Origin of the sequence: Cypionkella aquatica, from assembly GCF_030161095.1 — a bacterium.
GTDB classification, from domain to species: Bacteria; Pseudomonadota; Alphaproteobacteria; order Rhodobacterales; family Rhodobacteraceae; genus Cypionkella; species Cypionkella aquatica.
The window spans coordinates 84,045-97,884 of record NZ_BSPP01000003.1; the positions used below are offsets into that span (position 1 = coordinate 84,045).

Sequence of the window (13,840 nt, forward strand, 5' to 3'; positions counted from 1 at the left end):
CCCGATAGGGCTTGCCGCCCCACCACAAAATCGCGCAAATGCGGATATGAGCCAACAATCGCATCCGCTGAACATCGGCATCATCGGCGCGGGGATCGGTGGTCTTGCCGCCGCAGCCCTCTGCGCGAAAGCAGGCCACCGCGTCACTTTGGCCGAGCGTTTTGCCACCCCGCAGCCATTGGGATCGGGGCTTGTGCTGCAGCCTGTCGGCCTTGCCGTGCTGGACGCGATCGGGGCCGACGCCCGCGCCTATGGCGCACCTATTGCCCAAATGCTTGGCCATGCCGGACAGCGCTGCGTGCTGGATGTTTCCTACCGCGCAGATGCCCCCGGCCTTGCGATCCATCGCGCCAGCCTGTTTTCGGTGCTGTGGCATGCAGCCATTGCCGCGGGGATCACCTTGGAAACCGGCGCGGGCTGCGTGGCTGCCCCGCTGTCCGAGAGCAAACGCCTGATCCTGCGTGATCATGCCGACCCGCTTGGCCCATTCGATCTGGTGATCGACGCCTCGGGCGCGGGATCAACCCTGTCGCCGATGCAAGCCCGCCCCTTGGGCTATGGCGCGGTTTGGGGCACAGTGCCGTGGCCGGCGCAGACAGACCTGCCGCGCAATCAGCTGACGCAGCGCTATCAAGCCGCCCGCCATATGGCTGGGGTGTTGCCCATTGGACAGTTGCCCGATGATCCGACCCCGCGCGCGGCCGTCTTTTGGTCGGTGCCGCGTGCCAAACTGGATGATTGGCCCCACCAAGACCTGAACCACTGGAAAGCCGAAGTCTCCGAACTTTGGCCGCAGATGGCGCCGTTCCTGACCACCCTGCAAAGCCCCACCGATCTCACGCCCGCCCGCTACAGCCACGGCACGCTGCGCCGCCCCTACGCGCAGGCGCTGGCTTTCATCGGCGATTCCGCCCATCGCGCCAGCCCGCAACTGGGCCAAGGTGCCAACATGGCGCTGCTTGACGCCTTCGCGCTGACCCAAGCCCTGCGCCTTCCGATTGATGAGGCCCTGCCCCGCTATGCCCAGATGCGCCGCTGGCATGTCCGGGCCTATCAGGCGATGTCAGCGGCCTTTACCCCGATGTATCAATCGCACAGCACCACTCTGCCCCGCCTGCGCGATCATCTGCTGGCCCCGATGGCAACGCTGTGGCCGATCAACAGGTTTCTGACGGCGCTGGTCTCTGGCACCATGCTGCCCCCCGTCGCCGGAATGAATTGGCCGCAAAGCACTGGACTTACCCCGCCCAACCGCTAGGTTCTGCCGAAAGGAGCCCCGATGCGCGACCCATCTTTGAACGTGCTTGGCAGCACATTGGAAAGCTGCTCAACCGCCCCCGTCACCGGATTTTTCCGCGATGGCTGCTGCAACACCGGGCCAATGGATCAGGGGCTGCACACGGTTTGCGCGCTGATGACTGCCGAGTTTCTGGCCTATTCCAAATACTTGGGCAATGATCTGTCCACGCCGCGCCCCGAATATGGCTTTGCAGGGCTAAAGCCCGGCGATCAATGGTGCTTGTGCGCAGGCCGATTTTTGCAAGCCCATGACGAAGGCGTCGCCCCGCTGGTCAAGCTGCAATCAACCCACCAACGCACGCTGGATGTGGTGACGCTGGAAACATTGCAAATCTACGCGGCGGATTGAGACTCTGGCAGACGCAGCGTTCCCGCCTCGTCGCGCATCAGATCTTCAATGAACAGCGACAGCAATTGTGAACGCCCGCTGACCCCGGCCTTGCGATAAATCGCATTGGTCTGCGCCTTGACTGTGCCTTCCGAGGTGTTGCGCAAAGCGGCGATCTCGCCAGTGGACATGCCTTTGATCGCGAACAAAGCCACATCCTTTTCGGCGGGCGTCAGGCCCCATTCGCCAAACCGCTCGGCCAAAAGCCCCATGAACGCTCCCGAGGCCCGGCGCAATCGCGTCTCGGCCCGGCGACGGTCAAGGATGGCGCGGCGCAGCAGAATTGCCCCCAGCACCACGCCGATGATCAGCCCGAGCGCGGCCCAGATCTCCATGATTTCACGCAGCTCCCACGGCAGCGGCGTGGTGGTGATGCCGATGAAAGACGACAAAATATCCGACACGAAGAAAATCGCGCAAGCCGCCTGCAATAGAAAGATCGCAAAGACGAAAGCCGGATGTCTCACTTAGGCTCCAAGTTTCTTAAGGTCGATCATGCCACACTGCTTTGGCAGCAAGCTGCCCCACTCAGTCGTCATCGCCGTCGCCGCCCGAACCACTGCCGCCAGAACCAGATCCGCCATGCCCGGAACCGCCATGATCATCCGATCCATCGTCGGAGCCATCATCGTCAGAGCCATCATCGTCGGAGCCACCATCGTCGGAGCCACCATCGTCGGAGCCACCATCGTCCGAACCTTCATCCCCGTCCGATCCATCGTCATCGTCCGATCCATCATCCCCGGAACTGCCTTTGCCAGAGTTGTCGCCGCCAGCGATCTCGGGCATCACCTGACCATCCGCCGCCAACAAGACATCGCGCAGAATTTCGCCGGTGCGCGGGTTCAGGATAATCTCGCGCAAACCACCGCCACGTGCCGCGACGATCCGCACCCGGCCCAGCAAGGTGCGCTCGACATTGATCTGCCGGTAGCCCTGCCGGCGCAACTGCGACACCACCGATTTTTGATAGCTGTCAGCGCATGCCGCCCCCGGCAGCACACCAAAGCTTGCACCAGCAAGACCGCCAGCGCACAGACGTAGAAACGATCTGCGGTCCATCTTCGTCCTTCAACGGCACACATTGCCGCTTTGCCTGTAGTATCACGCAAGCCAAGCACGCCGACAAGCTTTGTGTCGAACCCGGCGTGCTTGGCCTCTGATCAAGCTTGGTCTCTGATCACATCAGTCGTCAGAGCTGTCGTGATCACCACCGCCATCATGATCGCCACCGTGATCATCGCCACCATCATGGTCGCCACCATCATGACCGCTGCCGCCATGATCATCGCCATCATCATGGTCAGAGTCATCGTCCGAGCCATCATCATCCGAGTCATCATCGTGCCCATGATGCCGCCCGTGATCATCGGTGAAATCGTCATCCTCGGTCGAAACCTCGACCCCGGTGCCGCCGACGGTAGAGCCCGTCGTCTCGGTTTCGCGCTTCACTTCTGCACCGCTGGCCTTGTCGTAAACAACTTCAACCTTCACACCATCCTTGACGGCCTCGACCTTGATCTGGGTGGGGCCTTCCTTGACATCGATATGCGAATAGGCCGCGTCCTGATAGGTTTTCACCACATCTTGCGTGGTGATTGCGGCCTGTGCCGTGCTGGCCCACAGGCCAAATAATGCGGTCATCATCAGGGGGTTTGCTGTCAGTTTCATCGGGTTTCCTTTGTGCTGCCCTACCAAAAGCGCCAATCGCGGCGACAGGATCAGCGATGACAGCCAAAGCCCCCGGCTGGCTATTGGCGCAGAGTTTACCCCCGCCCGCTTCGGCCCAAAGTTTGCGCCGCTAAACCGCAGTTTAGGCAAAATGGCCGAAAGTTTACGGCTATGGCGCGCGCCGCTTTGCAAAGCTGCGAAAGCCTTCGCACAGACTGCCCAGCAAAAAGCCGCGCGACCTTGCGGCGGCGCGGCTTGATCGTGCGAAAGGTTTCGCTTCAGATCTTCATATCAAAGCCAAGGTGCTTGGCGACGGTGAAAATGTCCTTATCGCCGCGCCCACACATGTTCATCACGATGATATGGTCGGCAGGCAGGGTCGGCGCGATCTTCATCACATGCGCCAAGGCATGGCTGGGTTCCAGCGCTGGGATGATACCCTCCAGCTTGCAACACAGCTGAAACGCCTCCAAAGCCTCGGCATCGGTGATACTGACATATTGGGCGCGGCCCATATCGTGCAGCCAGGAATGTTCCGGCCCGATGCCCGGATAATCAAGGCCAGCCGAGATCGAGAAGCCTTCCAGAATCTGTCCGTCATTGTCCTGCAACAGATAGGTGCGGTTGCCATGCAAAACGCCGGGGCGACCGCCGGTCAGGCTGGCGCAATGCTGCATGCGGTCGTCAACGCCCTTGCCGCCTGCTTCCACGCCAATGATGTTCACCGATGGATCATCCAAGAACGGATAGAACAGCCCCATCGCGTTCGAGCCACCTCCGATGGCCGCCACCACGGTATCGGGCAGACGGCCCTCGCCTTCCTGTTCGGCCAACTGCCAGCGGACTTCCTTGCCGATGATGCTTTGGAAATCGCGCACCATCGCAGGGTAAGGATGCGGCCCGGCCACCGTGCCGATGCAATAGAAGGTATCGCGCACGTTGGTCACCCAATCGCGCAAGGCATCGTTCATCGCATCTTTCAGCGTGCCGCGACCACTGGTCACCGGAATCACTTCCGCGCCCAAAAGCCGCATCCGAAACACGTTCGGCGCTTGGCGTTCCACATCATGCGCGCCCATATAGACCACACATTGCAGCCCGAACTTGGCGCAAACCGTCGCCGTCGCAACGCCATGCTGCCCCGCCCCGGTTTCGGCGATGATCCGGGTCTTGCCCATACGACGGGCCAGAATGATCTGCCCCAGCACATTATTGATCTTATGCGCGCCGGTATGGTTCAGCTCGTCGCGCTTCATATAGACCTTGGCACCGCCCAGATGCTCGGTCAGCCGAGGCGCAAAGTACAAAGGCGAAGGCCGCCCGACGTAATGCTTCCACAGGTCATCCATTTCCGCCCAGAAGCTCGGATCGGTCTTGGCGAATTCGTAGCGCTCTTCCAGATCAAGGATCAGCGGCATCAGGGTTTCCGACACAAACCGCCCGCCAAATTTGCCAAAGCGGCCTTGCTCGTCTGGCCCGGTCATAAAGCTGTTGATGCCGTCTTCCATCGCTGATCTCCCCGATTGTTCGATTGGGTTTAGCGCCCTTGGGCTGCGGGGGAAAGGGGGCTGTCGGCCCCCTCGCCCTTGCGGGCTCACCCCCCGAGGATATTTGCGCAGAGAGGATGCCCTAAAGCGGTTTTTTATAGCCGATATGGCTGGGGCTATAGCCGAGGCGATCATAAAACGCATGGGCGCGCGTCCGGGTCTTGTCGGTGGTCAACTGGATCACCGAAGCCCCCGCCGCCCGCGCACGGGCCTCACATTCCGCCATCAAAGCTTCGCCAATCCTTTGCCCGCGCAGATCGGCCACCACCCGCACCGCTTCGACCAGCGCCCTCTTGGCGCCTTGTCGTGACAGTCCGGCCAGAATCGTCAGCTGACACGTCGCCACGATCCGGCCCGCAGTTTCGCCGACAATCAACTGATGCATCGGATTGGCGGCGATCTCGTCAAACGCGGCCAGATAAGGTGCCAGATCATCGCCTTCGCGTGCCTGCCCCAAAGGATCATCCGCCAGCATTGCAACCAAAGCCGCGACATCCTCGGCGCGGGCATCGCGAAAGCTTACAGCCATTGCGCCCGCCCCTGCCCAACAGCATCAGCGACCGATGCATAGCCATCGCGCGCCAGCAGCGCATCCAAACCGCGCGCAATTTTGCCCGCCAGCGAAATCCCCTGATACACCATCGCGCTGTAAAACTGCACCGCACTCGCCCCAACAAGGATCTTCACATAAGCGTCTTCGGCGCTGGAAATCCCACCCACCCCGATCAGCGGCAGCTTGCCTTCGGTCAAAGCCGAAAGCTGCGCCAGCACCCTTGTGGATTTTTCAAACAACGGCGCCCCAGAAAGCCCGCCCATCTGGCCCTTGTCAGCACTTTTCAAACCTGCCCGCGACAAGGTGGTATTGGTCGCGATGATCCCCGACAAGCCCGAAGCCAAAGCCACCTCGGCGATCTCGGCCAGCTCATCCTCATTTAAATCGGGCGCGATCTTCAGGAAAATCGGGATCGGCTGCGCCAGCCCCGCGCGCGTTTCCATCACCCCCGCAAGCAACGCCGCCAACGCCGCCCGCCCCTGCAAATCGCGCAATTTCTCGGTATTGGGGGAACTCACATTCACCGTGGCGAAATCCACATGCGGCCCGCACACCGCCAGCACCCGCGCGAAATCCTGCGCACGGTCCGCCGAATCCTTGTTCGCGCCAAGGTTCAGCCCCACCGGCACCGTGCCCCGAACCCGCGACGAGAGCCGCGCCCCGATCACCTCGGCACCTTCATTGTTAAACCCAAAGCGGTTGATCACCGCGCGGTCCTCGGTCAGCCGGAACAGCCGAGGCTTCACATTCCCCGATTGCGGGAGCGGCGTGGCTGCCCCCACCTCGACAAAGCCAAACCCCGCGCGGCTAAGCGGCCCAACAGCGGTCGCGTTCTTGTCAAACCCCGCAGCCAAGCCCACCGGATTGGCCAGATCCAACCCCGCCACCCTGCTGCGCAACCGATCCGAGGTGATCACCCCCGGCAATGGCACCAGCCCTGCCGAAAGTGCGCGCAACGACAACCCATGCGCACGCTCGGGATCAAACCGATGCAGAACCGCCAATCCCAAAGCTTCGATCAAAACACGCCCTCCGGAAAGATATGCCCCGCCGCCCCCAAAGGCAGTGATTTGTCCCAAACCACATCGGCCAAAACCAGAGGCCGATACAGATGCGGAAACAACGCCCCCCCGCGTGAGGCTTCCCATTTCAGCGCATCGCCCAGACGATCCGTCTCGCAGGCCACCAGCACCAGATCGGACACATCTGCGAAATACTTCGCCGCCGTTTCCGCCAATTGCGGCGCGCCCGAGAAATGCACAAAGCCATCGGCCAGATCGACAGGCGCACCGGCCGTCACGCCCGCTGCACGAAAAGCGTCCCATTCGACGCGCCGGAATATCTTGTAAATCAGCATATCCGCCTCATGCCCTGCCCAGCACTTTCGGTCAAGCATCTGCATCGGCGCATCACCGCCAAACCCCATCTCGTGCCAAGCCGCTCTTTGACAGACTCAACCGCAAGCTTCAAACTGCCACAAACCGCCGTATCGGAGATCGCCATGCCCCAGCCGCCCGCCATGCACCGCACTCTGCTCGCCCTGACCACAGCCCTGCTGCCGTTCGCAGCCCCAGCAGAGACTGTCAAACTGACCCTGCTGGGCGTCGGCGATGTCTATAACTTCACCGAGGAAGATGGCCGTGGCGGCTTTGCCCGCCTGAACGCCGTCGCCCGGGCCGAGCGTGCCGCCAATCCCAACACGCTCTACCTGTTTGATGGCGATATGCTGTCTCCGTCCCTGCTGTCTGGCTTTGACAAGGGTCAGAACACCATTGATCTGACCAATCTCGTGCCCTTCGACCTTGCCATCCCCGGCAATCATGAATTCGACTTTGGCCCGGCGAATTTTCTCGAAAAGGTGAAAGCCTCAAAATACCCATGGGCCGCCATCAATATCACCAATGCCGATGGCAGCCCGCTGCAAGGCGTCGGCGGCGTGATGGTCAAAGACATCGCCGGGCTGAAAGTCGCACTGATCCCGGTGGCGCAAGACACCTCGCCCTCTGTCGCAGCGACCGGGGATCTTAAATTCCTGCCTTCGGTCAGCACAGCGATTGCCGCCGCAAAAGCCGCCCGCGCTGATGGTGCCGATCTTGTGATAGGCGTGGTGCAGACAGATATGGACAATGACCGCAAACTGATGAAATCGCACGCATTTGACGTGATTTTGTCAGGCGATGATCACTCCTATGCCACCGCCTATGATGGCGTGACCGCCTATGTTGAAACTTCGATTGACGGCCAGTTTCTCTCACCGGTCGATCTGACCATCGACATCGCCCAGAACGATGGCAAACGCGAGATCAGTTGGACCCCAGCCTTCCGTTTCATCGACACCGCGACGGTGCAGCCCGATCCCGAAACGCAAGCCATGGTCGACAAGCTGGCAGCAGGCCTTGATGAAACCCTGAATGTGGAAATCGGCACCTCTGAAACCGCGCTGGACAGCCGCCGCAACATCGTGCGCGCCGCGGAATCCGCGATGGGCAACCTGATTGCCGACGCGATGGTTGCTGCCACTGGGGCAGATGTGGCGATCATGAACGGCGGCGGCATCCGCGGTGACCGCACCTATGACGCGGGCAGCAAACTGACCCGCCGTGATATTCTGACGGAACTGCCCTTCGGCAATGTCACCGTGCTGACCGAACTGCCCGGCAGCCAGCTGCTGGGCGCTTTGGAAAATGGCGTGTCACAGGTTGAAAAAGGCGCAGGCCGCTTTGCGCAAGTTTCGGGGGTCAGCTTTGTCTATGACGCCTCTGCAGAACCGGGTGCCCGCGTGTCCGAGGTGATGGTCGGCAGTTCCTCCCTGAACCCCGATGCGCTCTACAAGGTGGCGGTCAACGACTACATCTTGGGCGGCGGCGACGGCTACAGCAGTCTTGGCGGTGGCCGACTGATCACTGACACCGGTGCGGGCAATCTGGTTGCCACCGATGTGATGCGCTATGTCGAGAAATCCGGCACGGTAAAGCCCATGGTCGAAGGCCGCATCAAACCCCTTGCACCCTGATTATCACGAAAGCGTGAACTTTCACGCCAACTGAAACTTCCATCCAAGCCAGACCGTTTCCCTAGCATACGGACAGGAATTATCCTGCCGATGAACAGGGAAACTGCCATGACCTTCACCGCAAAAACCTCTGCTTTCGTGCTTGCAATCGCCTTGATCTCCGGCCCGGCTCTGGCCGAAAATCCCATGGTCGGCGGTGCCGCGATGTATGAGACTAAAAACATCGTCGAAAACGCGGTGAACTCGAAAGACCACACCACGCTCGTCGCCGCTGTGAAAGCCGCAGGTCTGGTCGATGCGCTGCAAGGCCCCGGCCCGTTCACCGTGTTCGCGCCCGTCAATGACGCTTTCGCAGCCCTGCCCGCAGGCACCGTTGAAACCCTGCTCAAGCCCGAAAACAAAGACATGCTGACCAAGATCCTGACCGCGCATGTGGTGGCAGGCAAATTCACCACCGCGCAGATGGCCAAAAAAGCCAAAGCCTCGAAAGATGGCTATTTCAACATGACCACGCTGTCGGGCGATCATCTGTCGGCGAAAATGAAGGGCGGCAGCCTGTATATCTACGACGAATCCGGCACCGCTGGCAAAGTGACCATCTCGGATGTCGAACAGTCAAATGGCGTCATCCAGGTTGTGAACAAAGTTTTGCTGCCGAAGTGAGTAACGAGTTTTAAGTAACAAGTGCCCATTCAGCGCGCCTCTCCTCCCGCGCTGACCTTAACGGCGCGGTCTGCCTTCTCGCAGATCGCGCCTTTTTTACACGTTCACCGCGCGCCGCCTCACATAAAGCTTGCAGCTCATATGTTCACATTGGCAAAAATATTCCCGCCAGAGGCTCCGCCGCAGATGCCAGCCGCCACCCGACCCGTCGCGCAATCCCCCGCTGCAGCCACCCCACGGAGACAAGCGGCGGCACGCCGCGCAGACGACCTGAAAGGAATGCGGCCCTTGGCCGCGCAATTTGATAAGCCTTGGTTTCGGCGGCGCAGGTCCCAGCCCTTAGCCCCGGCCCGTCAGGCGCGCTTCAACCGGATCACCACGTCAACACGGCTCACCGCCATGCCCTCAGGAGCTTCTGGCAAACCAGCAATCACCAGGTCCTCGGCAGGTGCATCGGTCAGCGTATGGCTATCTTCCCAGTAAAAATGCGGGTGATCATCCAGCCGGGTGTCAAAATAACTGCGCGCACCATCGACCACGACTTCGTTCAGCAGCCCCGCTTCGCAAAACGCCCGCAAGGTGTTGTAGACCGTCGCAAGGCTTACCTTCGCGCCCGCCTCGCCCACCGCCGCATACAGACTTTCCGCCGTCACATGCCGATCCATGCCATCGCCGACCAACAGCCCAGCCAAGGCCAGCCGCTGCCGCGTCGGGCGCAAACCACCCCGGAGAAGCCAAGTCGTGCTGCGTTGTTGTTCGCTGTAACCCATCGTCGCTTTCCAATGCAGGCCCCAAGCCCGCCGTCCTTCCCCTATATAGAGTGTAAAAGCAGTGCTTTTCAAACGAAAACCCAAAACTCCCACCCCGCCAGCCTCTGGCCCACACTTGTTCGCCTTTGCGCTGGGTGTTACACGGGGAAAACGGCAAACCATTGGGGGGTTATCGAAGGCATGAGCGGTTTTCCAACTTCGTTCGGTAAGGACGATCTGCTGAAATGCGCGCGCGGAGAGCTGTTCGGCCCCGGCAACGCACAATTGCCCGCACCGCCGATGCTGATGATGGACCGCATCACCGAAGTCTCCAGCGACGGCGGCGAACACGGCAAGGGCCATATCATCGCCGAATTCGACATCACCCCAGATCTGTGGTTTTTCGACTGCCACTTCCCCGGCAACCCGATCATGCCCGGCTGCCTTGGCCTTGACGGTCTGTGGCAGCTGACCGGCTTCAACTTGGGCTGGCGCGGCTGGCAAGGGCGTGGCTATGCGCTCGGCGTCGGCGAGGTCAAACTGACCGGTATGGTCCGCCCGGACCGCAAGCTGTTGACCTACCGGGTGAATTTCACCAAAGCCATCCAAACCCGTCGCCTGACCATGGGCGTCGCCGACGGCATTGTTGAGGCCGATGGCGAAACCATTTACATTGTCAAAGACATGAAAGTCGCGCTGTCAGAGAATTGATCTGACAGCCACCGCCCGTCGGGCTACCCCCGACACCATCGACCCGTCGGCACATACCCGACAAAGCCTACTGCACAAAAAGGAGACCGCCATGCGTCGTGTCGTCATCACCGGGATCGGCATTATTTCCCCGATCGGCAACAATGCCACCGAGGTCGAAGCGAGCTTGCGCGCCGGGAAATCCGGCATCGTGTTCGCTCCCGAATATGCCGAGCATGGCTTCCGCAGCCAAGTCCACGGCATGCCGCAAATCAACCTTGCTGATCATATCGACAAGCGCGATCTGCGTTTCATGGGTCCGGGTGCGTCTTATAACTTCCTCGCCATGCAGCAGGCCATCGCCGATTCCGGTCTGGAACCAAGCGATGTCTCGAATGAACGCTCCGGCCTGATCATGGGCTCTGGCGGGCCCTCGACCTCAAACTTCTTCCAAGCCTTTGACGCGGTGATCAACAAGGGCGCGCCAAAGAAAATGGGGCCATTCATGGTCACCCGCTGCATGTCCTCGACCAACTCGGCCTGCCTTGCGACGCCGTTCAAGATCAAGGGTGTGAACTACTCGATCACCTCGGCTTGTTCGACCTCTGCGCATTGCGTCGGCAATGGCGTTGAACTCATTCAGATGGGCAAGCAAGACATCGTCTTCGCAGGCGGCGGCGAAGAACTGGACTGGACATTGTCCTGCCTGTTTGACGCCATGGGCGCGATGAGCAGCAAGTATAACGACACCCCCGCCACCGCCTCGCGGCCCTATGATGCCACCCGCGACGGCTTTGTCATCGCAGGCGGCGGCGGCGTTGTGGTGCTGGAGGAACTCTCTCACGCCCTTGCACGCGGTGCGAAAATCTACGGCGAAGTCACCGGCTACGGTGCCACTTCGGATGGCTACGACATGGTTGCGCCCTCGGGCGAAGGTGGCGAGCGTTCGATGAAGCTCGCGATTTCGACCCTGCCTGAAGGCCGCACGGTCGATTACATCAACAGCCATGGCACCTCGACGGTGGTGGGCGATGTGACCGAGATGGAAGCCATCCGCCGCGTTTTCGGCAAAGGCACCACGCCTCCGGTCGCGTCGACCAAATCGCTGACCGGCCACTCCTTGGGGGCCACCGGCGTGCATGAGGCAATCTATAGCCTCTTGATGATGAACGGTGATTTCATCGCCGCTTCCGCCAATATCACCACCCTCGACCCCGCCTTGGATGCGTCCGAAATCGTCACCACCCTGCGCGAGGGCGTGAAACTCGACTCGGTCCTGTCGAACTCTTTCGGCTTTGGCGGCACCAACGCGACCCTGCTGATGAGCAAATATCTGGCCTAATCCGCCACTACAACGGGAGTGCCAGTATGGCTGATCTGATGAAGGGCAAGCGCGGGCTTGTCATGGGCGTGGCGAATGAGCGCTCCATCGCTTGGGGCATCGCCTCTGCCCTCGCCGCCGAAGGCGCAGAGCTGGCATTTTCCTATCAGGGCGACGCTTTTGGCAAACGTCTGGCGCCCTTGGCTGCAACCGTCGGCAGCGATGTGATGGTTGATGTTGATGTGACGGATGACGCCTCGCTTGATGCCTGCTTTGCGACGCTGAAAGACAAATGGGGCGGTCTTGATTTCCTGATCCACGCCATCGCGTTCTCGGATAAAAACGAGCTTACTGGCCGTTTTACCAGCACCTCGCGCGGCAATTTCAGCAACACGATGGCGATTTCCTGCTTTTCCTTCATCGACGTGGCCCGCCGCGCATCTGAACTGATGCCAGATGGTGGCAGCTTGATCACCCTGACCTATGGCGGCTCTAACCGCGTAACGCCGAATTACAACGTGATGGGCGTCGCCAAAGCGGCGCTGGAATCGGCCACTCGTTACCTTGCCAATGACCTTGGCCCGCAGCAGATCCGCGTCAACGCCATCAGCCCCGGCCCGATGAAAACCTTGGCGGGTGCAGCCATTGGCGGCGCACGCGCCACCTTCCGCCATACCGAAGCCAACGCGCCGATGCGCTCGAACGCCACGCTGGAAGCCATCGGCGGAACCGCGGTCTATCTGTGCTCCGACTTCGGCAAATGCACCAGCGGAGAGATCATACATGTGGACAGCGGCTATCATGTGCTGGGGATGCCGCAGCAGGAAAACCTGTAAAATCAGGTGCTTGCCCTTATCCTCTCTTTCGGCCTAATCACCGTCACCGGCCTTGCGCTGCGCGGTGGTTTCAAAGGCGCAGGCTGGAATCGCGTCGGATTTGACGTCAACGCGGCGGGTCTTTCCGCCGTGGCCGTGGCTGCTGCGATCTGGTTTTTCGGCTGGCAGTATGGCTTGGCCTTCATCATCGCCATCATGATCCACGAAATCGGCCACGTCGCCGCCTTCCGCGTCTGCGGCCACCACGACGCGCAGTTCCGCCTGATCCCGCTGTTCGGCGGCGTCGCCGTGTCGCGCAGCCTGCCCGCCAGCCACGACCGCGACTTGTTCATCAGCCTTATGGGCCCCGCGATCTGCCTTGGCCCAATGGCCCTGTGCTTTGCTGTGGCAGAGCTGATCTTTCTGCAAGCCCCGGCGGTGGCGAGTTTTCTTTACATCCAAGGCCTCGTTTTGGGCGGGTTGAACCTGTTCAACCTGCTGCCGTTCTGGCCGTTGGACGGCGGCAAGATCGTGCGCCTGCTGACCTTTACTTTCTTTCCAAAAGCCACCCGCGCGGTGTCAATCCTGATGTCAGCCGCAGCCGCAGCCCTCTGCGTGGTGACCGGGTCATATATCCTGCTGTTCTTCGTGCTGCTGGGCTGGCAGGGCCTGATCCAATCCGAACAACTGATCGAAGTGCAGCGCCCAATGCGCAAATCCACCGCCCTGATCGCGCTGGCCGCCTATCTCTGCACCGCAGGCGCTTTGTACTTAGGGGCCGCGCAATTCGTGCAAAGCCTGTTCTGATCCGCACAAGGCCGGATGTTTACAGCGAAAATCCGTGCAAATTTCCAAGACAGAAATCGCACGCCCCAGGCCGCGCCTTGCCGTCAATCGTTAATATTTCGTTAAAACGACTCTATCAACGCCTTGATATTAAACAAAATAAAAAGGTCCCGCGTTGGGACCTTCACATTTCGTCTTTGAATTTCTGGAGCGGGCGGCGGGAATCGAACCCGCGTCTTTAGCTTGGAAGGCTAAGGTCTTACCATTACACAACGCCCGCGCTGCCCGCCTTCTAGCACCCTAGATCGGCAGGCTCAACACCCCCTGTCGCCGCACCTCAAGTTT

16 protein-coding genes and 1 tRNA gene are annotated in these 13,840 nt (G+C 60.5%); 8 read left to right on the forward strand and 9 right to left on the reverse strand.

Annotated elements, in window-relative coordinates; all coding sequences use genetic code 11:
- Window positions 1-46: 46 nt before the first annotated feature.
- Both QQJ98_RS03170 and QQJ98_RS03175 read left to right on the forward strand, forming a co-directional pair.
- A complete protein-coding gene (locus QQJ98_RS03170; RefSeq protein ID WP_284323877.1) occupies window positions 47-1,258 on the forward strand; it encodes an FAD-dependent oxidoreductase in 1,212 nt (403 codons plus the stop codon).
- Window positions 1,259-1,279: 21 nt separating this feature from the next.
- Entirely contained in the window at window positions 1,280-1,648 is a 369-nt protein-coding gene (locus QQJ98_RS03175; RefSeq protein WP_284323878.1) for a DUF2237 family protein, read from the forward strand.
- Here the strand turns inward: QQJ98_RS03175 and QQJ98_RS03180 are convergent.
- From QQJ98_RS03180 to QQJ98_RS03210, 7 genes are all read right to left on the reverse strand, one after another.
- On the reverse strand, window positions 1,633-2,154 hold the full coding sequence (locus QQJ98_RS03180; RefSeq protein WP_284323879.1) for a helix-turn-helix transcriptional regulator: 522 nt from the start codon (window positions 2,152-2,154) through the stop codon (window positions 1,633-1,635). The genes QQJ98_RS03175 and QQJ98_RS03180 overlap by 16 nt on opposite strands.
- 61 nt (window positions 2,155-2,215) lie before the next feature.
- The gene (locus QQJ98_RS03185) at window positions 2,216-2,749 is read right to left on the reverse strand and encodes a hypothetical protein (RefSeq protein WP_284323880.1); all 534 of its coding nucleotides are present in this window, start codon (window positions 2,747-2,749) and stop codon (window positions 2,216-2,218) included.
- A 123-nt stretch (window positions 2,750-2,872) separates the two neighbouring features.
- Window positions 2,873-3,358: a PepSY domain-containing protein gene (locus QQJ98_RS03190; protein ID WP_284323881.1), complete on the reverse strand. Its 486-nt coding sequence runs from the start codon at window positions 3,356-3,358 to the stop codon at window positions 2,873-2,875.
- A gap of 278 nt (window positions 3,359-3,636) precedes the next feature.
- Window positions 3,637-4,866 (reverse strand): tryptophan synthase subunit beta, encoded by a 1,230-nt coding sequence (trpB, locus tag QQJ98_RS03195; protein WP_284323882.1) that lies wholly within the window; start codon window positions 4,864-4,866, stop codon window positions 3,637-3,639.
- A gap of 121 nt (window positions 4,867-4,987) precedes the next feature.
- Window positions 4,988-5,434: a GNAT family N-acetyltransferase gene (locus tag QQJ98_RS03200; RefSeq protein ID WP_284323883.1), complete on the reverse strand. Its 447-nt coding sequence runs from the start codon at window positions 5,432-5,434 to the stop codon at window positions 4,988-4,990.
- Entirely contained in the window at window positions 5,425-6,480 is a 1,056-nt protein-coding gene (locus QQJ98_RS03205; protein WP_284323884.1) for a quinone-dependent dihydroorotate dehydrogenase, read from the reverse strand. The genes QQJ98_RS03200 and QQJ98_RS03205 overlap by 10 nt, the downstream gene beginning before the upstream one ends.
- Window positions 6,477-6,815 carry a DUF952 domain-containing protein gene (locus QQJ98_RS03210; RefSeq protein ID WP_284323885.1) on the reverse strand — a complete coding sequence of 113 codons (339 nt, stop codon included), beginning with the start codon at window positions 6,813-6,815 and terminating at the stop codon, window positions 6,477-6,479. The genes QQJ98_RS03205 and QQJ98_RS03210 overlap by 4 nt, the downstream gene beginning before the upstream one ends.
- A 144-nt stretch (window positions 6,816-6,959) precedes the next feature.
- Here QQJ98_RS03210 and QQJ98_RS03215 point away from each other — a divergent pair, with 144 nt between their 5' ends.
- Window positions 6,960-8,471 (forward strand): bifunctional metallophosphatase/5'-nucleotidase, encoded by a 1,512-nt coding sequence (locus QQJ98_RS03215; RefSeq protein WP_284323886.1) that lies wholly within the window; start codon window positions 6,960-6,962, stop codon window positions 8,469-8,471.
- A 108-nt stretch (window positions 8,472-8,579) separates the two neighbouring features.
- A complete protein-coding gene (locus tag QQJ98_RS03220; protein WP_284323887.1) occupies window positions 8,580-9,134 on the forward strand; it encodes a fasciclin domain-containing protein in 555 nt (184 codons plus the stop codon).
- Window positions 9,135-9,487: 353 nt separating this feature from the next.
- On the opposite strand, the gene irrA is transcribed toward QQJ98_RS03220, so the two are convergent.
- The gene (irrA, locus tag QQJ98_RS03225) at window positions 9,488-9,904 is read right to left on the reverse strand and encodes an iron response transcriptional regulator IrrA (protein ID WP_284323888.1); all 417 of its coding nucleotides are present in this window, start codon (window positions 9,902-9,904) and stop codon (window positions 9,488-9,490) included.
- A 180-nt stretch (window positions 9,905-10,084) separates the two neighbouring features.
- Here irrA and fabA point away from each other — a divergent pair, with 180 nt between their 5' ends.
- The 4 genes from fabA to QQJ98_RS03245 all read left to right on the forward strand — a co-directional run bounded on the left by fabA (window position 10,085) and on the right by QQJ98_RS03245 (window position 13,516).
- Window positions 10,085-10,594, forward strand: coding sequence for a bifunctional 3-hydroxydecanoyl-ACP dehydratase/trans-2-decenoyl-ACP isomerase (fabA, locus tag QQJ98_RS03230; RefSeq protein ID WP_284323889.1), 510 nt, complete (start codon window positions 10,085-10,087; stop codon window positions 10,592-10,594).
- A gap of 91 nt (window positions 10,595-10,685) precedes the next feature.
- Entirely contained in the window at window positions 10,686-11,915 is a 1,230-nt protein-coding gene (gene fabB, locus QQJ98_RS03235; protein ID WP_284323890.1) for a beta-ketoacyl-ACP synthase I, read from the forward strand.
- A gap of 26 nt (window positions 11,916-11,941) precedes the next feature.
- Window positions 11,942-12,730 (forward strand): SDR family oxidoreductase, encoded by a 789-nt coding sequence (locus tag QQJ98_RS03240; protein WP_284323891.1) that lies wholly within the window; start codon window positions 11,942-11,944, stop codon window positions 12,728-12,730.
- Between the two features lie 6 nt (window positions 12,731-12,736).
- On the forward strand, window positions 12,737-13,516 hold the full coding sequence (locus QQJ98_RS03245; protein ID WP_284323892.1) for a site-2 protease family protein: 780 nt from the start codon (window positions 12,737-12,739) through the stop codon (window positions 13,514-13,516).
- A gap of 185 nt (window positions 13,517-13,701) precedes the next feature.
- Here the strand turns inward: QQJ98_RS03245 and QQJ98_RS03250 are convergent.
- Window positions 13,702-13,775, reverse strand: a tRNA-Gly gene (locus QQJ98_RS03250).
- Window positions 13,776-13,840 lie beyond the last annotated feature (65 nt).

Coding starts and splice junctions, on each gene's coding strand:
- QQJ98_RS03175 (WP_284323878.1), top strand. CDS start 1,280: ATGCGCGACCCATCTTTGAACGTGCTTGGCAGCACATTGGAAAGCTGC.
- fabA (WP_284323889.1), top strand. CDS start 10,085: ATGAGCGGTTTTCCAACTTCGTTCGGTAAGGACGATCTGCTGAAATGC.
- QQJ98_RS03170 (WP_284323877.1), top strand. CDS start 47: ATGAGCCAACAATCGCATCCGCTGAACATCGGCATCATCGGCGCGGGG.
- QQJ98_RS03185 (WP_284323880.1), bottom strand. CDS start 2,749: ATGGACCGCAGATCGTTTCTACGTCTGTGCGCTGGCGGTCTTGCTGGT.
- irrA (WP_284323888.1), bottom strand. CDS start 9,904: ATGGGTTACAGCGAACAACAACGCAGCACGACTTGGCTTCTCCGGGGT.
- QQJ98_RS03220 (WP_284323887.1), top strand. CDS start 8,580: ATGACCTTCACCGCAAAAACCTCTGCTTTCGTGCTTGCAATCGCCTTG.
- QQJ98_RS03200 (WP_284323883.1), bottom strand. CDS start 5,434: ATGGCTGTAAGCTTTCGCGATGCCCGCGCCGAGGATGTCGCGGCTTTG.
- QQJ98_RS03215 (WP_284323886.1), top strand. CDS start 6,960: ATGCCCCAGCCGCCCGCCATGCACCGCACTCTGCTCGCCCTGACCACA.
- fabB (WP_284323890.1), top strand. CDS start 10,686: ATGCGTCGTGTCGTCATCACCGGGATCGGCATTATTTCCCCGATCGGC.
- QQJ98_RS03210 (WP_284323885.1), bottom strand. CDS start 6,815: ATGCTGATTTACAAGATATTCCGGCGCGTCGAATGGGACGCTTTTCGT.
- trpB (WP_284323882.1), bottom strand. CDS start 4,866: ATGGAAGACGGCATCAACAGCTTTATGACCGGGCCAGACGAGCAAGGC.
- QQJ98_RS03240 (WP_284323891.1), top strand. CDS start 11,942: ATGGCTGATCTGATGAAGGGCAAGCGCGGGCTTGTCATGGGCGTGGCG.
- QQJ98_RS03190 (WP_284323881.1), bottom strand. CDS start 3,358: ATGAAACTGACAGCAAACCCCCTGATGATGACCGCATTATTTGGCCTG.